This is a genomic window from Burkholderia sp. PU8-34, assembly GCF_053427725.1.
Map to the genome: position 1 here is coordinate 45,398 of NZ_JBSAXC010000024.1, position 20,069 is coordinate 65,466.

Consider the following 20,069-nt stretch of genomic DNA (forward strand, 5'->3'; position numbering starts at 1 on the left):
AGAATCCGCCCAAGTATCCGAAAGATCGTGTCCGCGCGCCGTTGTGCGCTGCTCCAGGCAAGCGCCCGCCGTTTGCCGGCTTCGCTCCGTTGTTTCGTCATCTGGGGGTTTCGTGAATCGCTCCGGTTCCCGCGCTGCGCTGCTGATCGGCGTCGCGCTCTTCGTCGCCGCCTGTCACCCGAAAGACACCGATCCGCCCGCGCCGCGCCCGGTCGTCGCGCTGCCGGCCCACGCCGACGGTGTCGCGGCCGCCCGCACGCTGCCCGGCGAGATCCAGCCGCGCTACGCGACGCCGCTGTCGTTCCGCATCGCCGGCAAGATCGTCGAACGCAAGGTGCGGCTCGGCGACACCGTGAAGGCCGGCCAGGTCGTCGCGCTCCTCGATCCGTCCGATGTCGAGAAGAACGCCGCGAGCGCGCAGGCCCAGCTCGACGCCGCGTCGCACCGCCTCGCGTTCGCGAAGCAGCAGCTCGACCGTGACCGCGCGCAGGCCCGCGAAAACCTGATCGCGACCGCGCAGCTCGAGCAGACCGAGGACGCATACGCGTCGGCGCTCGCGCAGCGCGACCAGGCGCAGCAGCAACTCGCGCTCGCGAAGAACCAGCTCCGCTACGCGACGCTCGTCGCCGATCACAACGGCTACATCACGGCCGAGCAGGCCGATACGGGCCAGAACGTATCCGCCGGGCAGCCCGTCTACCAGCTCGCGTGGGCGGGCGACGTCGACGTCGTCAGCGACGTGCCGGAAGCGGCCCTCGCGTCGCTCGCGCCGGGCCACGCGGCGGCCGTCACGCTGCCGTCGCTGCCGGGCCGGCAGTTCGCCGCGAAGGTGCGCGAAGTCGCGCCGGCCGCCGATCCGCAAAGCCGCACGTACCGCGTGAAGCTGTCGCTCGAACCGCCCGATCCGGCGATCCGCCTCGGGATGACGGCCGACGTCGCGTTCGACGGCGCCGCGGCCGCCGACGGCGCCGCGACCATCACGCTGCCCGCGACCGCACTGTTCCATGACGGCCAGCATCCGGCCGTGTGGGTCGTGCGCGCGAAGGACGACACGCTCGAGTTGCGCCGCGTCGACGTCGCGCGCTTCAACGAGCGCACCGTCACCGTGTCGCACGGGCTGCAGCCGGGCGAGCGCGTCGTGCTGCAGGGCGTGCACACGGTCAGCGCGGGCGAGAAGGTCCGCGCGATCGCGCCGCTGCACCCGGAGGACTTCGCGTCATGAGCACGGTTCGCGAAGAAGGCCGCTTCAACCTGTCCGCATGGGCGCTGCGCCACCAGGCGCTGGTCGTCTACCTGATCGTGCTCGCGACGCTCGCGGGCATCCTAGCGTACACGCGCCTCGCGCAATCCGAAGACCCGCCTTTCACGTTCCGCGTGATGGTAATCCGCACGTTCTGGCCCGGCGCGACCGCGCGCCAGGTGCAGGAGCAAGTCACCGACCGGATCGGCCGCAAGCTGCAGGAAACTCTGGCGATCGACTTCCTGCGCAGCTACTCGCGCCCCGGCGAATCGCTGATCTTCTTCACGATGAAGGATTCGGCGCCCGCAAAGGACGTGCCCGAGACCTGGTACCAGATCCGCAAGAAGGTCGGCGACATCGGCTACACGCTGCCGCCCGGCGTGCAGGGGCCGTTCTTCAACGACGAGTTCGGTGACGTCTACACCAACATCTGGACGCTCGAGGGCGACGGCTTCTCGCCCGCGCAGCTGCACGACTATGCGGACCAGTTGCGCACCGTGCTGCTGCGCGTGCCGGGCGTCGGCAAGGTCGACTATTTCGGCGACCCCGACCAGCGGATCTTCATCGAGGTCAACAACGCGCAGCTCACGCGCCTCGGCATCTCGCCGCAGCAGCTCGGGCAGGCCATCAACGCGCAGAACGACGTGTCGTCGGCCGGCGTGCTGACGACCGCGGACGACCGCGTGTTCGTGCGTCCGAGCGGCCAGTTCGACAACGTCGCCGCGATCGCCGATACGCTGCTGCGCATCAACGGCCGCACGTTCCGGCTCGGCGATCTCGCGACTGTGAAGCGCGGCTATGACGACCCACCCGTCACGCAGATGCGCGCGGCCGGCTCAGGCGGGGCCGCCTCAGGTGCGGCCGGCTCAGGCGGGGCCGCCTCAGGCGCGGCCGGCTCAGCGGCGAAAGGCAAGGCCGTGCTCGGCATCGGCGTGACGATGCAGCCGGGCGGCGACGTGATCCGGCTCGGCAAGGCGCTCGATGCCCAATCGCAGGCACTGCAGGCGCAACTGCCCGCCGGGCTCAAGCTGACCGAGGTGTCGAGCATGCCGCACGCGGTGTCGCACTCGGTCGACGATTTCCTCGAAGCCGTCGCCGAAGCGGTCGCGATCGTGCTGGTCGTGAGCCTCGTGTCGCTCGGCCTGCGCACCGGGATGGTCGTCGTGATCTCGATTCCCGTGGTGCTCGCCGTCACCGCCCTCTTCATGTACCTGTTCGACATCGGGCTGCACAAGGTGTCGCTCGGCACGCTGGTGCTCGCGCTCGGCCTGCTCGTCGACGACGCGATCATCGCGGTCGAGATGATGGCCGTGAAGCTCGAACAGGGCTACAGCCGCGCGCGCGCCGCCGCGTTCGCCTACACGAGCACCGCGTTCCCGATGCTGACGGGCACGCTCGTCACGGTGTCGGGCTTCCTGCCGATCGCGCTCGCGAAGTCGAGCACCGGCGAGTACACGCGCTCGATCTTCGAGGTGTCGGCGATCGCGCTGATCGCGTCGTGGTTCGCGGCGGTCGTGCTGATCCCGCTGCTGGGCTTCCACATGCTGCCCGAGCGCAAGAAGCACGCGCACGAAGCGCATCTGCCCGACGACCACGAACACGACATCTACGACACGCGCTTCTACACGCGGCTGCGCGGCTGGATCCACTGGTGCATCGAGCGGCGCTTCGTCGTGCTGCTGATCACCGGCGCGCTGTTCGTCGTGTCGCTGATGGGCTTCTCGCTCGTGCCGCAGCAGTTCTTCCCGAGTTCCGACCGGCCCGAGCTGCTGGTCGACCTGCGGCTGCCCGAAGGCGCGTCGTTTGCGGCGACGCTGCGCGAGACCGAGCGCCTCGAGAAGGTGATCGACAAGCGCCCCGAAATCGACCATGCGGTGAGTTTCGTCGGCAGCGGCGCACCGCGCTTCTACCTGCCGCTCGACCAGCAGCTGCAATTGCCGAACTTCGCGCAGTTCGTGATCACCGCGAAATCCGTCGCGGATCGCGAGAAGCTCGCGAGCTGGCTCGAAACCACGCTGCGCGACCGCTTCCCCGCCGTGCGCTGGCGCCTGTCGCGGCTCGAGAACGGGCCGCCGGTCGGCTATCCGGTGCAGTTCCGCGTGAGCGGCGACGATATCGCGACCGTGCGCGGCATTGCCGAGAAAGTCGCGGCGACGATGCGCGGCGACGCGCGCACGGTGAACGTCCAGTTCGACTGGGACGAGCCGGCCGAGCGTTCGGTGCGCTTCGAGCTCGACCAGAAGAAGGCGCGCGAGCTGAACGTGACGTCGCAGGACGTGTCGAGCTTCCTCGCGATGACGCTGTCGGGCACGACGGTCACGCAGTATCGCGAGCGCGACAAGCTGATCGCGGTCGACCTGCGCGCGCCGCAAGCCGACCGCGTCGATCCCGCGAAGCTTGCCGGCCTCGCGCTGCCGACGCCGAACGGCCCGGTGCCGCTTGGCTCGCTCGGCCGCTTCAAGCCGACGCTCGAATACGGCGTCGTGTGGGAGCGCGACCGCCAGCCGACGATCACCGTGCAGTCGGACGTGCGCGCGGGCGCGCAGGGCATCGACGTCACGCACGCGATCGACGGCAAGCTGAATGCACTGCGCGCGCAGCTGCCGGTCGGCTATCAGATCAACATCGGCGGCTCGGTCGAGGAAAGCGCGAAGGCACAGAAGTCGATCAACGCGCAGATGCCGCTGATGGCGATCGCCGTGTTCACGCTGCTGATGATCCAGCTGCAGAGCTTCTCGCGCGTGCTGATGGTCGTGCTGACCGCGCCGCTCGGGCTGATCGGCGTCGTCGGCACATTGCTGCTGTTCGGGCAGCCATTCGGCTTCGTCGCGATGCTCGGCGTGATCGCGATGTTCGGGATCATCATGCGCAACTCGGTGATCCTCGTCGACCAGATCGAGCAGGACATCGCGGCCGGCCACGGGCGTTTCGACGCGATCGTCGGCGCGACCGTGCGGCGCTTCCGCCCGATCACGCTGACGGCCGCGGCCGCCGTGCTTGCGCTGATCCCGCTGCTGCGCTCGAACTTCTTCGGGCCGATGGCGACCGCGCTGATGGGCGGCATCACGAGCGCGACCGTGCTGACGCTGTTCTACCTGCCCGCGCTGTATGCCACGTGGTTCCGCGTGAAGAGCAGCGAGCGCGACGCCCAGGGCAACGGTGGTCCGTCCGGCGGCGCCACGCCACCTGCCACGCCATCGGGAGTCTGATCATGGAACTGTCGAAGAACCTGATGACGAAAACCGCGTGCGCGATAACGGCCGCCGGCCTCGTGTCGCTCGCCGGCTGCGCGTGGTTCGCGCCGAGCGGCGAGGCGCCCGCGATGCCGTCGCCCGCCCATTACGGCGCTGTGCCGCAAGTCGAACAGACCGTCGCCGCGCAAGGCGTCGCGCAACAGTTTGAAGTCGGCGCGCAGCCGGTGCCCGACTGGTGGAAGCAGTACCGTTCCGACGCGCTGAACGCGCTCGTCGACGAAGGGCTGCGCAACAGCCCGACGCTCGGCGCCGCGTCGCACACGCTGAACGCCGCGCGCGAGCAGCTGCGCGCGCAGATCGGCAGCTCGCTGCTGCCATCGATCGACGCGGGCGGCCAGGCCGCGCGCCAGCGTGCGCTCGGCGTGCCGATTCCCGCGCTCGGCGCGCAAACGCTGCTGTACGACACGTTCGTCGGCCAGCTCGAAGCGCACTACACGATCGACCTGTTCGGCGCCGCGCGCTTCGCGAACCGCGCGCTCGCAAAACGCGTCGACGTCAGCGCGTTCCAGCTCGAATCCGCGCGGCGCGCGCTTGCCGCGAACATCGTGACCGCGTCGATCACCGCGTCGGTGCTCAATGCGCAGATCGACACGACCGAGCGGCTTGTCGCGCTCGCCGACGCGCAGGCGCACGACGCCGAGCGCCGCTACGCGCTCGGCGCCGCGTCGCGCACCGACGCGCTGAATGCGCGGCAGAGCGCGGACACGTTCGCGGCCAGCCTGCCCGCGCTGCGCCAGCAGCGCGACTCGGCGCGCCATGCGCTCGCGGTGCTGGTCGGCCGCACGCCGGACCAGCCGCCCGCCGATATTTCGCTCGCTGATCTGCATCTGCCGCAGCAGGTGCCGGTCATCGTGCCGTCGGACCTGCTGCAGAGCCGGCCCGACATCCGCGCAGCCGACGCGGCGCTGAAGGCCGCCGCGGCCGAAGTCGGCGTGGCGACCGCGCAGCTGTTCCCGCAGCTGTCGCTGTCGGCGTCGATGGGACAAGGCGGCTTCAGCTGGCCGGCGATGCTGTCGGGCGCCGGCGCGATCTGGAGTGTCGGTGCGTCGCTGAGCCAGCCGATCTTCCACGGCGGCGCATTGCTCGCGCAGCGCCGCGCGGCGAAGGAAACCTACGCGGCCGCGGTCGACCAGTACAAGCAGACGGTGCTCGGCGCGTTCCAGAACGTCGCCGATTCGCTCGCGGCGCTCGAGCACGACGCGCAGGCGCTCGACGCATCGGGCCGCGCCGCGAGCGCCGCGCGCGGCGCGTACGACGACACGGCCGCGCGCGTGCGGCTCGGCGCGCTGCCGCCGTCGTCCTCCCGGGCGAGCGAGCTGCAGTACCGCAATGCACGGCTGGACGAGATCCGCGCGACGGGCGCGCGGCTGGCCGATACGGCACGGCTCTATCAGGCGATGGGCACGCCGCCTGGGGACGCGGCGTCCGCCCCCGCGCCGTCCGACCACCCTGCGCCCGGCAGCCCGGCGCCCGCCAAGGAAGCCCGCGCCGCCGGCGTGGACGCGGCACCCACGCCGCAGTAACGCGTCGATCGCCACGCAGGCGCGCGACTGCGGCGCCTGCGTGGCCGTGCCCGTCGCATCGGGGCCGCCGCCCGCGCGCCCTGCCCATCTTCCCGCTTGACCCTCACGTAGCGTAACGTTCCAGACTTCAGCGTGCGCACTGAACGGAGGCCCGAATGCGACTGAAAGTGGGAGAACTGGCGAAACGCAGCGGACTGACCGTCCGCTGAATTGCGTCTGATGAGAATCGGGATTAAGCAATACTGGCGAGCCTTTGCGAGATATTTTGGCGGTCAACCCAGTTCCGCAATCTGCGATTTGTTCCGCAAAACGCTACGCCGCCAGCGCCGCAATCACCCGCGAGATCGCATGGTCGGTTACATTCGGAAACGGGAAGGATGGCTTGCCGATCTGCGTCAGCGCACCGGCGTGCTCCCAGTCCAGGGGGAGATCCGGCACGATGTCATTCCCATTCCGGTACAGGCTCAGCGGAACGCGCGCGAGCAGCGTCGCGACGTTCCCGCACGGACTCACGCGCGGTGGTTCGAAGCCATAGACCGCCGCCGGTGCGTTCCCGCCGACCGTCATCGACGCCGCGGCCATGATCGCGATCGCCGCGCCGAGCGAATGCCCCGCCAGCGTCACCGGCCGGCCGCCGATCGCGGCGAGCACCGGCACTGCGATCGCCTGCCATGCCTCCCAGAACCCACGATGCACCATGCCGATGCCCGGCACCTCGATCGGCATAACGTCGAGATCCGCACCGACGCTGTCCACGTTGTTGGTTCCGGGAAAGGCCACGCAAAGACCGGCCGCCGTCTGCCGCACGATCGCGCGCGAGGCGCTGTCCGCTATGCCGATGTCGGGCGCTGCGGTGTACGCCTCCTGCGCGAGCAGTGCGTAATCGCGCGGGGTCATTGCAGCGGCGCGCCTGCGAGCGGCGTCGACGCGGCGGCCGGCGCGGATGCGGGCGCAGTCGCCGCCGGCGCGCCATACACCGCCAACCAGTTCGACAGCGCGATCGACGCAGCGCCGAACGCGAGCCGGATCGTCGCCTGCACGCCCGGATCGACCGGCAGCAGCCCAACCAAGCCGATCGCCTGCGGGATGACCGTGTTGACCAGGCTCTGCACGTTGGTCGAGTCGAGCGTGGCCGCGGCGGCGCACAGCTTGCCGTTGTCGTCAGCGAGCAGCTTCAGGTTCGCATCGGCCGGCAGCGTCGCACTCAGGTCGAGCAGCGTCGGCTGCACGACCGCGCATGCCTGCGCGACCTGCGACTTGGCGGTCGCGGCGAGCTGCGCGAGATTCTGCTGTTGCGCCGACGTGCAGCCGGCGATGAGTGCGATGGACGCGACAATGCCTGCCGCGAGCAGCATGAGCTTCTTCATGGGTGAGTCCTTTCGGGAGAGGTGCCGCGACCTGCGGCGGGCGGGTTACTGCTGAGCGGCCGGTGCGGCTGCAGCCGACTTCGCGCCGATGCGCGCGCGAATGACGTTGGATACGGCGTGGCCGACGGTGATCAGCACGGCTGCGATCTGAAATTGCGCGTCGACCGGAATCGACACATGCATGGCCTGCGCGGCCCAGTCGATGATCGGGACGAGCGACGCGGCGGTTAGCGTGATGGCGCCGGTCTGAATGCTTGATTGGGGCATGGTGCGGTGCTCCTACGTTGCGTGGTGGATGATCTCGACGTCGCTGAACTGGTAGCCCTCGCGCGCGTAGCGCTGGGCGATCCAGATTGGGAAGGGCAGCGCATGGATGCCTTCGTCCTTGCCGATGTGATGCGCCTTGCAGAGCAGCAGCCCATTGACGGTCATGTCGTCGACGAACTGCTCCCAGTTGCTGAAGCTGGTCCAGTCGAAGGCCTTGATGTGCGAGCCCCAGTAACCGGCCTGAGCGTCGAACTTGAAACGCTCCCAGTCGATCATTTCGGCCAGTGACCGCTCGATCGGATGGTGATGCGCTTCAAGCGGATGTCCGGATTCCTCGGCGGTCGCGTTGCAGACGAAACAGCGGCCACCTTCCCGCTCGATCAGTTGCTTGCGCGTGCGCTCGAACAGCGCAGTCGTCTTGCGATCTTCATGCGAAGGGATATTCACTTCGACTGATAGCGTCTCGCGCTCGGTATGTGCTTGGGTCATAGAAACGAAAAACCCGGCGCGCGACCGGGAAAAAGAAAAGCCGCGCGGAGGCGGCTGTGGTTTGTGGCGGGGGGATGTCAGCGCCAGCAATAGATGGCGCTAGGCCGTTTCTTACAGTTGACTCGATTGCGGGAAGAGGGCGAGCAATTCGAGGTTGTGAGCGTGTAGAATGCGCAGACCACTGGAGACTCAAAAATGAAAACTGCCGACCTCATCAAAAGCGACCTGTACCGACATACCGGGAATACCAGCGTCAAGGCATTCGTCAAGCAGTTCCTCATAAACGAAGGCTTCAATTTCATGTTCTGGTATCGCGTTGCAAATGCAGCGCGGGGCAGACTGCCACGCATGATCATGAATCACGTCGTTCGCCTAAAGCAGCGGAAATACGGGTTCGTGATTTCGCCGGGCACGAAGATCGGCCCAGGCTTCTATATCGGACACGTAGGCAATATCGTGATCAATCCGACCGCCGTCATTGGCGCAAACTGCAATATCTCGCAGGGTGTGACGATCGGATCGAACGATGGGAAGGCGGCGACGATCGGAAACAACGTCTATATCGGCCCGAATGTCTGCATCGTCGAATACGTCACGATTGGCGATAACGTCACGATCGGTGCGGGTAGCGTTGTCACGCGTAATGTACCGCCTAACGTGACCGTGGCAGGCTGCCCGGCGAAAGTCATTAGCGACGATGCAGCGCGTGCGCGCGCTGGACGTTACGTCACTCGGCGGTGGGATTCTATCGAAAATGCCAGCGAATCCCCCGCCGCACCGCAGACCTTTACGTCTTGATAGATGCGGTAATTACGCGACCGATTTGATTGTGTCAGCCCCTTGCGACAAATCGGTCGCGCTTGGCGTGGTCAGCGCTTCCTTTTCAGCTTGAAGCGTTGAGACGAGCGCGTTAAGCGACGTGACCTCCGCTTGCAATCCGGAAACCCGCGACTTCAATGCAGCGTTTTCAGCCTGCGTTTGTTCGGCAGATTGAGACAAAGCCGCGTTGTCCGCCTGCATCTGCAACGTCGCTTTGTTCAAATACGCCAATAGCTCCGGGTCTGACCAATCGGCTGGCGTTGCTTCGTCAAGAACAGGTTGGCCAGCCGGTGTCACTCCGTCGTCCTGCGTCAGGTAGGTGACATACCGTGCGTGTGCGCCTTGGAATTGCCCTCCCAAGTTGTACCTGACCAGAACCTCGTTCAAGACTCGTACCATCTTTGCAGCCATTCACTTTCTCCAATTACTTCGTTAAGCGGCGACCGCTGCGTCGGTGCTGAACACGCGCCATGCGGAATTGCTGTAATAGACAATAACGCCGGTTCCAGATCCAGCCGACTCGCCAGTTTTTCGGCCGTTCGACGCGTATGCAATTTGTCCGTTCGTTCCCACTGTCGGCAACGTCGCGACGACAAAGCTAGCGAGCTTCACGGCGCCGAGAAAATTGACGCCGGATGACTCGGTGATAGCCAGGTAGTCAGTGACCACGCCGGACGAATTTCGGCTTCCAACTCGGAACTGATAGCCGGTTCCATCGCCAGTAAGGATGCGCGATCCCGGGATGCTGGAATCCTGCTCAAGAGTGCCGGCCGCTCCGACGCCAGATGGGTTGTATTTCGCCGTCGGCCTGAGATATGTTCCGATAACGGGGACGGGGGTGATGCCTCCGATCGTCACGCCATCGATGGTTCCTCCGGTCACGCTTACTGCGTTTGCGTTCTGTGACACCATCGTGCCCGGGGCGACGTGCAACGTATAAGCGGTTCCCCAATCCGTCAATGAGGCGTTACCGGAACCAGTGGTGAAGCGAGTCCATCCTCGTACTGAGTAGTTATTCGGAGCCGATCCCATGAGAGACGGCGCAGAATTGTCAAACCAATCGCCCTGCGTGAATGCGCCGGACGAAGGCATCGAAGCAGACGATCCACGAAGGTTGTAGGGCGAGTTCCAGTTGTTACCTTGCGACTGATACCAGCGCACCGGCAAACCGACGAAGTTGCCAGCGATCTTCAGGAAGAACGAACCCCATCCGATCCCAAATGCGGCGTTCCCGAAGCCTCGAAATGTTGCGACAGTGTTGTAGCCACTCGCAGCAATCGTCGTGCCGTCAGGAGTCGCATTCTGAGCCAAGTACGTCCAGTTCCCAGAACCGTCATCCGTGAGCATCGTGTTTTGCGCGACAGCCGGCCCACTGGCCCGAAGGCTGTAGTTTTGGAGCACCCCCCCGCCGCTCATCAAAACTTGCGTGCCGCCGACCCAGAGTTGAAGGTACGGCCAGTATGGGGTATAGGTTGCCGCACTCGTGTCCAAACTTGCCGCACCCCCAGCAAGTTGAGCGAACCGAATTGTGCAGTTTTGCGCAGCGCTCCCGATCGCAGCCTGCTTACCGCTTGCCGAGAGATTCCCTTCGGCATACCCGGGGCAGATATTCCCTGAGTTGAACAGTTGCTTGAAGTTCCAACCGTAATTTGCATTATACGAGCAGTCACCGCCGATGACCGTCAACGATTCTGGAAGGTACGAATAATAGAGCCCCGATCCGTCACCCGTATTTCCGTCACCGTCACGTTCGACGTGGAAGCCATCGGCCGTTCCAGCGACAGTCGGCGCGACACCATAGCTCGGCGAACCATTCCAGAATGCTACCGGATTGATGAATGCGAGGACGTTTGCACCGGTACCGACGACTACCCCATGCTTTGCGTTGTAGTCGCAGCGCAAGTTGCGCATGAACGACTGATACGGACCGTTGCCACTCTTGTCGTTGTGGAAATACGCGCCATACCCATTGAAATTCGATACGTAAACGTCCTCAATATCGATGGGCGCTTCAATATCCAGGCCATTTGCATTTGCGCCCGTCACCGGATCCCACGAGGCACCTTTAATCCACATCTTTCGAAGGACAGGGCGTTGCTGCGCCCGTGTTGCGATACGCGTGGTGACCCCTCCCCGCACGCCGTTGAGATTGCTGAACCAGATCCGCGTGCATTTGGCGTTATTGTCGAATCCCCAACCTTCTCCGATCAAACCACCTTGCGTGATGTTTAGCTCGCCAGAGTAGTTGTAGTCGCCGTACGGGAGCAGCACTGGTCTACCGGTCGCAACGGCTGCATTGATTGCGGCGGTGTGATCGTATGCTCGATTGCCAGCGCGGACGTCGAGCTGCATTACGAACGACATCTTGTCGAATACGCAAATGACGTCGGTCATCTTGTCTTGCGGCGTGCGCGACACCGATCCAGCGCCAATCTGCGTGAATCCCGCGAGCGTCTGAATGACCAACGTCGCAATCGTCGTCAGCGACGTTTGCAGCAGGCCCGTGCCACGGCTGAGCGGAGCCGTCTCGTTTCCGGTCAACGCACCTGCATCATTCGCTGATCCATTCGCAATCGGCGCTTGAACATACGTCGCCAACTGCGCCGCCGTCGCGGCTTTTTCGACGCCATTGCCGGCCCCACCTTGCGCGACATAGATCTGATCAGCGTCGGCAATGGGGTTGGCGATGTTGAAATTGGTTAGCTGTCGGCCCTGCGGCTGAGTCATGGGACACCAAATGAAAAAAGCCCGCGAGTGCGGGCTTGTATGGAGTGAGGGGCGTTAGACGCCGAGGGCGGTTTTTGCCGACGCGTACAGGGCTTGGCGTTGCGGCCAGCCGTTTGGCGTTGCGGTAGATGTAGCGCTTCCGAGATTCACGGCGCGCGAGACACCTAAAAAGTTGCCCGCATCAGCCAGCGCATTGAGGTTTCTATTGGCCCAGTACCAGGCCGCCGACATAGCCGCGTCGCCCGGTTGCTCGAGCAATTCCGGATGCGCGATCAGGTCTAGGTCGATGCCGATGCCGCACAAGAGATAGTTGCGGCGGCCGGTGATCCCCATGCCACGCCCGCGAAAATTCCACCCATCACCGCTCGCCACATCGCCATTCCCGTTGCGATTCGCATAGACCGTGTTCGCGATGGCCTGCTGGTTGTGCGCGAGATGGTTGGCGAGGTCGTTCGGTCGCTTCGGCGTGACGGTCAGATTGACCGCAAAGCGCGTGGGCCACGTTTCAGCCAAACCGTCAGCGCTGTAGTTCAGATTCTCAACAAGCGCCGACAGTCCGCCAGATTCAACGCCGAAGGTCGCGAGGAATGCAGCGACGCGCAACGGTGTGTTGATGGAGTATTTGTCGCTGGCGGCTTGGAGAGGGGCGACCCACTGGGCCGAACGCAATTGCGTCGCTCCACACCCGGCGGAGACGATGGCGGAATTGATCTGCATGGATCACCTACCTGTGATTTCTGCGGGGCTTGTCCTTCGAAAAGAACTTGTCTCGGACGAGCACATAGATCTGAAGGCTTGTATAGACGATCGTGAGCAGCATCAAGACATCAGGGAGCTTGATGCCCATCCAGATCGCACTAGCAGCGGACACGGGCGGGGCTGACTTAACGGCACTCGCGACAAAGTCGTGGCGCAACAGAGAGGCGAGCGGTTCGCCGATTTGCATGGGATGCCCCGTTCATAAATAAAAAAGCCGCGCAAGGCGGCCTGATGTCGCGCCCGCCAATCGGCGGACTCTCTCGGCCCAGTCGGGCCAATTTCAGATGAGGTAGGTATGAAGATGCGATTTACCGCGCTTGCCGCGGGGACGGCGCTCGTCTGCGCACTTTCTGCATGTGGTGGTGGCGGCGGAGACGGCGGCACCAGCAGCCCGATTCCGCCCGCGAAAGCGGACACCATCCAACCATTGATCGATGTCTATGGCGATAGCACGTCGAAGGGCGCGCAAACGATCGCCGGACGTTTATTCAACACTGCAGACAGTGAGCCGGCCATCCTGCAAAACATGCTTCAGGCCCGTTTCGGCGCGTCCGTTGTCATCAACAATCAGGGCGTTGGCGGAACGGAAGCTGCGCAATTGCTCAACGGCACCGATGGCGTTCACCCACCATTCGACCAGGTGATGGCCGCGAGCACGGCGAAGATCGTCATCTTCAATTTCGCCCTGAACGACAGCTACTACGCGACGAAACCAAAGGCCGGCGTCCCGAGCGAATCGGTCGACGACTACTGGTCTAACATGTCTCAGCTCTGCCAGATCGCGCGCAAGTACGGCAAGATCTGCGTCTTCGAGGAACCGAACCCGGTTGACGGCGTGCAGAGCAATCCCGGTGCGCCGATCTTCGGCTATGTATCGGTGCTGCGGCAAGTTGCGGCGCAGATGAACGCGCCGATCATTCCGCAGTTCGACCAGTTCCAGGCGCTCCCGAACTGGCTGTCGTGGATCAGCGAGGACAAGACGCACCCTACCGATGCCGGCTATGCGTTTAAGGCCGCGAACACGGAGGCGGTATTGCGGCCGATTGTGGCGAGTCTGCTCGGTACAAATTAACTCACAAAGCTGAATGTCCCCGCAGGAAACAGCGCGGCGTAAGTCGTCCACCGCGCATCCGTGCTATCGACTGTCCCCTGATTTGGCCATACCTTTGGATCTTGAGCGCAAGTGAAAGATGCGATGATCTTCGTATCTGCGGAATCTGAGAATGCGACGTAGATTTGCATTTTTCACCTGCTCAGAACGTGTATTCGGCCACGCCGACAACAAACGTCAGCGTGCCGCCTGATGTAGCTGCCAAGTAATACAAGGTTTGCGGCGTGATAAGCGGAATGTGGGGGAACGACGTTGTAACCGATGCGCTGTTCGTCGGCATCGTGCCCGCTTGCCCAACTGAGCCGATCCCAGTCGACGAGCTTGCAATATTCGACGACAGCCCTGCTGATGCCGTATTCCCCGTGATCGATTGATACCCGCGAACCGTCTTCGCATTCGGCGGAACGGCGCCCGCAATGGAGAATGAGGTATAGCTGGCAGCCGGCGTCGTGGTGCTAAGCGCAGTAAAGCCCGCCGTCGAAACAGTACGATCGAACTGGCTCCCCACATTCAAAAGACCGCTCGAATTCGTCGGATATACGCTAACAAGCGCACTCGCCGTATATCCGGCCGGCATGTTCGCCCCACCGTACACGTTCGGCTGAACCGCGCTTGTTGCGTTCTTCGCGAGCAATGCTGCCGTCTGCGTCGTCGGGTTGTAGATCGCATACAGCGCGACAAAACCCGAGGTCGGAGCGGAGCCCGTGTCCATCCCTCCCGCGCCAGTTGTGGCGAGGTTGATGGTTTTGCTGAAGTTGGCGAGGCGGAAGGTCTGACCACCCAGCGCCGTCTCGACAATGATCTCGTCAGCCGTGAATGTCGCCGATGCAGATGCTGCCGTGACTGACATGACGGCATTGCGCATCGACCCGACAACCGGCGAAAACATGCTCCCCAACGCCGATAGAACGTTGTTGAACTGGTTCTTCGCCGGCGTCACGCCGCCGGCCTTCACGACGTTGATGAGCTCCATCATCACCGAGTTAAGCCACTCGGCCGGAACAATCGTTGCAGGCGTACCGGTCGCCGGATTACCGTCGGTGAAAAATCCACCAGTGCCGGCAGCGGTGGACGCTGGCTGCGATGCTGCGGCACTCGCGTTATCGATTTGGTACATGTGATCCCTATTGGGCTATAACGAAGTTACCGTTGGAGTCAACGATGAATTGACCATCTGACGCAATAACGTTAATCGGCAGGTCGTATGCGAATAGAACGACTGAATGCGCAGGCGCGATTGCCCTGATTTCGCACTCGAGAACGGCATTGCCCCATGCCCCTAGCGGCTCTCCCGCAGTCGACTGGCCAGCAGCAAAACGCACTACGGTTGATTGCGGAGCATGAACTGTCCATGCCGAAAACCAATCGGTATTGCCTACCGGCTGCCCAGCCGTACTTTGCCCGCACCTAAACGGCGCGTGATTTTCGATCGCCGAGTCATACCCCAGATTTTCTGCGAGCGTTTCGAAATATGGGATCGATTGACCGCCGCTATTTGCAAGTCTCGCAACGACCTGGTTCCGTCTCTGTTGAATCGTTGGCGACTCTCCGGCGCATGGATCGGGAAGGCCAAGAGTAGATTCCCACTCCGGAAGCAACTCATACGTCGTCCCGGGAAATGCGTCGACTAACAGATAGTTCGCTCGCGCCGTGTTGCGCTCATAAGAGGGCGCTATACCTGCGAGGGTCTTCGTTTGTACTGCGTCTGGATCGCGCGACCATACTTGCCCGCGCGGCAGCAGGGCTTGAATCGCGCTAAGGAAATTCGCCGCAAGAAGCAAAGGGGCAGCCATTCAGCCTTCCCCCTATTACGTGAAATTTACGGTGCCGAGCGTCGGCAAATATCCGGCGGCGCTGCCGATATTCCCGGCTGGCGCCGTGATCACAAATCCCGCGGTCCCTGGAACCGCTGCGATCCCGGAATTGACGTCAGATATATCGACGGTTCCACCAGGCGCTCCCTTTCGAAGAAAAACGTCGGCGATGGCCGCTTGGACCGCGGACTGCGTCGCTGCCGATGTCGTCGACAGGCCAGAAATCGTGAAATTGATCGGATTAGCGATCGGGGCACATGCGTACACAAGTGCGGTCACGGGCTGGAGCGCATAGATCGCATTCGCGACGGTCAATTGGTCGCCAGTGGCGATCACAGCCGATCGTATCTCATCTGTTGCGACACCGTTCGTGCCCTGCGGAAAGCCGCCATGCGCAGACTCGGCATCATCCATCATGAAATACACAACGACCGTCCCGGTGCCGAAGCCGTTTCGCAGACACCAGGCGCGCGAAACACCGGGAATCGCAGTCGCCCATGAGACGTAGTCGTCTTGATCGCCCCCCTGTGGACTCGCCCGATATGCGGCGATCACTCGTGCCTGAAACGCATCGGTCGTCTCGACGTCGGCGCCGCCCGTGAAAACAGTCGCCGCAGATCCGGTCGATTGGATTCCGGGGATAGCTGCGCCAAGGGAGAGTGTCGTGCCGACATCGCAATTTCCCGCTGCGCCCGACTGCGAATCGGTCAGCGACACCGTAACGGTATTGCCGCCCCCCACCGTTGCGTCCGCCTGAACAACATAGGTGCGCCCATCGCCGCGAACGACCGTTGCGCCTGCAGTTATCATCTTCCCAGGCGTCCCCGTGAATGTCGCGGTGCCCGCTGCTTCGGTTTCACCCTTTTGATAGACGTTCTTCAGCGCGCCCCAAGCGACGAGATATTCATCGGTAGCCGTCCATGGGACAGCCTGCTTCGCGATCCAATCGAGATACCCATAGTGCAGGTACGCCAAGCCGGCCTGCACAACCGTGATGACGCGCAGGACGGCGTAGCGGAGCAAAGCGCTGACGCCACTGAGATTTGCCTCGACGTCTGCGGCAACCTGCGCCTTCAGTTCCGTGAGTGTCGGTCGCGCGAATGGCATTTATGAATTTCCGTTCCAAGCCCATGAATAGGCGAGCGAGACTTTCGTCCCGTCCTTCTGATACGCGATTACCTTCGCTCCCAAGAAGCTGGTGCGTGTCCACTCGACTGAGATGTCGAACTTCGCCACGACACCGTCGTCGATCAACCACTGAAGGGCCTCGGCGATATAGTCGTATGCACGCTGCAGCGTTTCTGTCGTCTGTTTGGCTCGCCGTAGCAACCAAAGCCGTGAGCCGATTTGATGCTCGCCATCCTCGTCGCCCCACCATCCACGTGGATCGCCAGACCCGTCTGGAATGACGTCGTCGGCCGCGGCCATGCGATCGGTAAATAGGCTGACGAGGATCGCCGTCTCGAGATCGTTGCCCGTCGCGAGGTCTGGGCCCCGGACTGCCCAATCCCCCCGGTTATTGGCCGCGTCCCAGAAGATCTGGATGTCTGTCGGGTTCATTCGGTCTGATTCGGCGTGTTCGATGTGCGGGTATCGGTGCCGCCCTGAACGTTGCGCACGTCGTGGTCGTGCGAATCAAAGATCTGGCGATCGGCTGCCATGCTTCGACCGGTTGTGTCGCAGTTGTCGACGATGTCGCCAGTGCATTCAAGGCGCGGCGTGACAAAACGAATCTTCGTGGCCGCATTGATCGTGACCGTCGATGCATCATTGACGGTCACAGCCTGACCCTTCGCCTCGACGACGATTCCGCCAGAAGCGGTGAGGTACACGCTTTTTCCGTCCTGGCTGTAGAGCATCGTTTCGCCAGACTGCAGGTTCCTCGGCCGCGACTGCTGATGATTCGTTCCGACAATCACCGCGTTATTGCGGCCGCCGCCGAAATTCACCATCGTGATGTCCGAGCCATCGGGCGGAACGCTTGTCAGTCCAAACTCCGCGATACGCGGAAGGTCGTCGATCGTCTCGCGCTCATTCACCTGAATCTGAAGGAGCTGGGCCCCTCCTGAATCGTTCTGTGACGTGACGCGTCCCCACCCGGTGACGACGGTGACGAATCGCGCCAGGCGCGCCGTCACGCCGTGCAGATGGTCTTTCATTGTGGGATGGTGCTTCCGTCGACAAACATCGGTTGCAGCGCGGTCGGTTCGGGCAGGTACGCTTCGGGGCGCATAGCCGTGATCGTCGCCGTGGTGCCGGACTGCAAATTGCGTTGATAGGTCACGTCGCCGATCAGCCATGTCACGGGCCCGGTTCCCGACTCATCGGCCAGCTTCAGCTGCGGCAGGAGGATCGGCACCAGCGTGTTCGGCGTCCACAGAGCTCCAGCCGAATCTCGCCACGAATCCGTCGTGAGCATCACGACTGCTGCACGGCCGATGCGCCTGTTCATCTCCCAAGTCGCCCGCTGTTTCGCAAGGTCCTGAAAGCCTTGAACGGCCTCGGCGACAATTACGCGCTCGCGCGTGCGCTTGACCCCAGAATCGGTCACCTGCGCGATGACGTTTCCGGCAACGCCGATGTCCGAATACATCTGAACCGACTGCGTGAAAGCGGTATAGGTCTGGAACCGTTGGTCGGCCGAATACTGAACCGATGCCGCCTGCACGTTGACGCCCTGCTGAAACCCGCTTGAGGCCTGAACTGTGCCCGCTTGCGCGAGCACCAAATTCCCATCCGGAGCGTCATACACGAGCAGCGAGCTATACCGACTGACTCGCTCGATGATCTCGTAGCACGACTCGCCGAGAAACAGGTTGAACTGCGGGATTGCGCGCAGGTTCTGCACGTCGCAAGAGACCGTGATGCCGTAATGCGCTGCAAGTTTCGATGCAACGTCGAGCGCGGATGTGCCGCTAATCTGTCCGTTCGGCCAGAATGCCGCGCAGTCGACAAGGTCCTGACACTTGCCGCGCCCCGCAACTCGAATCGAGTGACCCCGCGCGTCCATCGACGGGACGTAACGGTCAACGTATCCCGTGAGGACAACGTCAGGCCCAATCTTCACGACGCATTCGTCGCCGGGCTGCACGACCACGCGGTCAAGCTGCCCGGGATAGAGCTCGGTGAGTCCAAGGTCGAAGTCGGTCGGAAGGCGCTCGATTCCTCTTGTGACGCGCACGTCGGTCCATCCCGAGATCGACTGGCCGCCGATGCTCAGGAAAAGTTCGTCATCCATGGATCACGTCGCCAGCGCCTGAAACGATGTCGGAAGAAATGCCGGGTGTACCGCATTAGACTGCTGAACCAGCCCATCCGATCGAGTCGGATCTCGGTAGATCCTGTTTGCCAGCACCAAAGCTGGCAGCGGCGCATTGAAATTGAACGTCGTTGCAGGAGCGATTCCGGCGCTTCGCGCCTGGAGATCCGCGACCACCGCCTGCCGAAGAGCGCGCAGTGCCGTATAGCTCACATCATCGCCTGCGTCGCCGGCGATCTCGATTTCTGCGTCGATCGCCGCCGTCACGCTTGCCGTGAGCGCTTGCGAGTCCTGCTGTGATGCGGGCTGGTACGTCGACACGGCTTTCGCGAGCTGTGCCAGCACTGCGCGCCGGAAAAGCGCGCCGCATGCCGTTTGCATCGTCGCCATCGCGCTCCCGATCGCCGACAACGAGGTAATTCCAGCGGGCGAATACGACGCCATGCTTGAGAGCATCCGAATCGCGTCCGCGGGATCGGCGGCCGAGGCCGCGACCGATTGCACAAACGCCACGGCCGCCGAAGAAAACGCGTTCGTATCGACGACGCGCGAAGCTGCGACCTGCAGAGCAGTCCCCGTCGAGGTGACGGCAGCGCGAAGCACCGTATCGTTCTGAATCAGAGCTGTGACGGTGGTCCCGGCGGGCGCTTTCTGGTTCGAACCTAGATACCCACTGTTGCCGCCACCGAACAATCGCCCGAAGTTACCAGAGAGCGTCGACACAGCACCGAGAAACCGCTTCACGTCATTCACAGCGGTGACGCCGAGCTGATAGATCCCGACGGCGGCGGAGACCGCCGACTGCACGACTGCAGCCCCCATCTGGATCGCGGACGCCGTATTGCGGACGAAATCGAGAAGAGACGAAGCGTTCAGGGCATTAGCCGCGCTAGAGACAACGTCCTGCGTCGAATCGACTGCCTTCGGGTAGATCCGCAGCCCACTTCGGATGAAAGTGAACATCACTTCCACGACGCGCCCGAGGTCTTTCCGCTCCATAAACTCGACGTTCAGGCAGTTCACGTTCTCGACGGTGCCGAACGTCGGATGGACGAGCGTTTGCGGGCCGGACGACTCGCAGACGTTGAACATCCGATCGCGCTGCGCGATGACGGAGCCGCCGCCATAGATCAAGCTGTCTTCGACGAGAAACCCGACCAGATTGAACTGGCGAGGCAGCTTGCCGAGGTCTTCGACCCACACCTCATCGCGGTATGGGTAATCGTGCACGGCATTTCGCCGGCCGCCCGACGTCCGTGCCGCCTCGACCGCAAACGGAACGCCACCATACGAGGCACCGCGCATCAGGTTCTGCCAGTTTCCCGACAGCAGGTTCGATACGCCGTTGACGACGCGCGTGGCACCGTTCGCAAGATCGAAAACGGAAGCGGTCACACCACCGATGCTGCCCGCGATCACTACGCCGCTCGTCACACTCAT

19 protein-coding genes are annotated in these 20,069 nt (G+C 63.2%); 5 read left to right on the forward strand and 14 right to left on the reverse strand.

What is annotated here, in order from left to right; translation table 11 throughout:
* Nucleotides 1–112: 112 nt before the first annotated feature.
* Genes ACV22Z_RS32925 through ACV22Z_RS32935 form a run of 3 tightly spaced genes read left to right on the forward strand, consistent with a single transcriptional unit; the run spans nucleotide 113 to nucleotide 6,017 of the window.
* A complete protein-coding gene (locus tag ACV22Z_RS32925; RefSeq protein ID WP_448080427.1) occupies nucleotides 113–1,222 on the forward strand; it encodes an efflux RND transporter periplasmic adaptor subunit in 1,110 nt (369 codons plus the stop codon).
* Nucleotides 1,219–4,449, forward strand: coding sequence for an efflux RND transporter permease subunit (locus ACV22Z_RS32930; protein WP_448080428.1), 3,231 nt, complete (start codon nucleotides 1,219–1,221; stop codon nucleotides 4,447–4,449). The genes ACV22Z_RS32925 and ACV22Z_RS32930 overlap by 4 nt, the downstream gene beginning before the upstream one ends.
* Nucleotides 4,450–4,451: 2 nt before the next feature.
* Nucleotides 4,452–6,017 carry an efflux transporter outer membrane subunit gene (locus ACV22Z_RS32935; protein WP_448080429.1) on the forward strand — a complete coding sequence of 522 codons (1,566 nt, stop codon included), beginning with the start codon at nucleotides 4,452–4,454 and terminating at the stop codon, nucleotides 6,015–6,017.
* A gap of 312 nt (nucleotides 6,018–6,329) precedes the next feature.
* On the opposite strand, the gene ACV22Z_RS32940 is transcribed toward ACV22Z_RS32935, so the two are convergent.
* Genes ACV22Z_RS32940 through ACV22Z_RS32955 form a run of 4 tightly spaced genes read right to left on the reverse strand, consistent with a single transcriptional unit; the run spans nucleotide 6,330 to nucleotide 8,230 of the window.
* Nucleotides 6,330–6,914: a lipase family protein gene (locus ACV22Z_RS32940; protein ID WP_448080430.1), complete on the reverse strand. Its 585-nt coding sequence runs from the start codon at nucleotides 6,912–6,914 to the stop codon at nucleotides 6,330–6,332.
* Entirely contained in the window at nucleotides 6,911–7,384 is a 474-nt protein-coding gene (locus ACV22Z_RS32945; RefSeq protein ID WP_448080431.1) for a hypothetical protein, read from the reverse strand. Before ACV22Z_RS32945 ends, ACV22Z_RS32940 begins: the two co-directional genes overlap by 4 nt.
* A gap of 45 nt (nucleotides 7,385–7,429) precedes the next feature.
* Entirely contained in the window at nucleotides 7,430–7,651 is a 222-nt protein-coding gene (locus ACV22Z_RS32950; protein WP_448080432.1) for a hypothetical protein, read from the reverse strand.
* A 12-nt stretch (nucleotides 7,652–7,663) separates the two neighbouring features.
* Nucleotides 7,664–8,230 carry a hypothetical protein gene (locus tag ACV22Z_RS32955; protein WP_448080433.1) on the reverse strand — a complete coding sequence of 189 codons (567 nt, stop codon included), beginning with the start codon at nucleotides 8,228–8,230 and terminating at the stop codon, nucleotides 7,664–7,666.
* A gap of 105 nt (nucleotides 8,231–8,335) precedes the next feature.
* On the opposite strand from ACV22Z_RS32955, the gene ACV22Z_RS32960 reads away from it, so the two are divergent.
* On the forward strand, nucleotides 8,336–8,938 hold the full coding sequence (locus ACV22Z_RS32960) for a serine O-acetyltransferase (protein WP_448080434.1): 603 nt from the start codon (nucleotides 8,336–8,338) through the stop codon (nucleotides 8,936–8,938).
* A gap of 12 nt (nucleotides 8,939–8,950) precedes the next feature.
* On the opposite strand, the gene ACV22Z_RS32965 is transcribed toward ACV22Z_RS32960, so the two are convergent.
* From ACV22Z_RS32965 to ACV22Z_RS32975, 3 genes are read right to left on the reverse strand one after another with little or no spacing between them, the layout of a single operon-like run.
* Nucleotides 8,951–9,370 carry a hypothetical protein gene (locus ACV22Z_RS32965; RefSeq protein WP_448080435.1) on the reverse strand — a complete coding sequence of 140 codons (420 nt, stop codon included), beginning with the start codon at nucleotides 9,368–9,370 and terminating at the stop codon, nucleotides 8,951–8,953.
* 21 nt (nucleotides 9,371–9,391) lie between these two features.
* Nucleotides 9,392–11,686 carry a hypothetical protein gene (locus ACV22Z_RS32970; RefSeq protein ID WP_448080436.1) on the reverse strand — a complete coding sequence of 765 codons (2,295 nt, stop codon included), beginning with the start codon at nucleotides 11,684–11,686 and terminating at the stop codon, nucleotides 9,392–9,394.
* 54 nt (nucleotides 11,687–11,740) lie between these two features.
* Nucleotides 11,741–12,403 (reverse strand): glycoside hydrolase family 19 protein, encoded by a 663-nt coding sequence (locus ACV22Z_RS32975; protein WP_448080437.1) that lies wholly within the window; start codon nucleotides 12,401–12,403, stop codon nucleotides 11,741–11,743.
* Nucleotides 12,404–12,740: 337 nt separating this feature from the next.
* Between ACV22Z_RS32975 and ACV22Z_RS32980 the strand changes: the two genes are divergently transcribed.
* Nucleotides 12,741–13,517, forward strand: a complete 777-nt coding sequence (locus ACV22Z_RS32980; protein WP_448080438.1) for an SGNH/GDSL hydrolase family protein — start codon at nucleotides 12,741–12,743, stop codon at nucleotides 13,515–13,517.
* A 181-nt stretch (nucleotides 13,518–13,698) separates the two neighbouring features.
* Here ACV22Z_RS32980 and ACV22Z_RS32985 read toward each other — a convergent pair whose 3' ends face one another.
* Genes ACV22Z_RS32985 through ACV22Z_RS33015 form a run of 7 tightly spaced genes read right to left on the reverse strand, consistent with a single transcriptional unit; the run spans nucleotide 13,699 to nucleotide 20,069 of the window.
* The gene (locus ACV22Z_RS32985) at nucleotides 13,699–14,673 is read right to left on the reverse strand and encodes a hypothetical protein (protein ID WP_448080439.1); all 975 of its coding nucleotides are present in this window, start codon (nucleotides 14,671–14,673) and stop codon (nucleotides 13,699–13,701) included.
* A 7-nt stretch (nucleotides 14,674–14,680) separates the two neighbouring features.
* Nucleotides 14,681–15,349, reverse strand: coding sequence for a YmfQ family protein (locus ACV22Z_RS32990; RefSeq protein WP_448080440.1), 669 nt, complete (start codon nucleotides 15,347–15,349; stop codon nucleotides 14,681–14,683).
* A gap of 15 nt (nucleotides 15,350–15,364) precedes the next feature.
* On the reverse strand, nucleotides 15,365–16,477 hold the full coding sequence (locus ACV22Z_RS32995) for a baseplate J/gp47 family protein (protein WP_448080441.1): 1,113 nt from the start codon (nucleotides 16,475–16,477) through the stop codon (nucleotides 15,365–15,367).
* Nucleotides 16,478–16,930 (reverse strand): phage GP46 family protein, encoded by a 453-nt coding sequence (locus ACV22Z_RS33000; RefSeq protein ID WP_448080442.1) that lies wholly within the window; start codon nucleotides 16,928–16,930, stop codon nucleotides 16,478–16,480.
* Nucleotides 16,927–17,529: a phage baseplate assembly protein V gene (locus tag ACV22Z_RS33005; protein ID WP_448080443.1), complete on the reverse strand. Its 603-nt coding sequence runs from the start codon at nucleotides 17,527–17,529 to the stop codon at nucleotides 16,927–16,929. The genes ACV22Z_RS33000 and ACV22Z_RS33005 overlap by 4 nt, the downstream gene beginning before the upstream one ends.
* On the reverse strand, nucleotides 17,526–18,608 hold the full coding sequence (locus ACV22Z_RS33010) for a phage baseplate assembly protein (RefSeq protein WP_448080444.1): 1,083 nt from the start codon (nucleotides 18,606–18,608) through the stop codon (nucleotides 17,526–17,528). The genes ACV22Z_RS33005 and ACV22Z_RS33010 overlap by 4 nt, the downstream gene beginning before the upstream one ends.
* 3 nt (nucleotides 18,609–18,611) lie before the next feature.
* Nucleotides 18,612–20,069: a DNA circularization protein gene (locus ACV22Z_RS33015; protein ID WP_448080445.1), complete on the reverse strand. Its 1,458-nt coding sequence runs from the start codon at nucleotides 20,067–20,069 to the stop codon at nucleotides 18,612–18,614.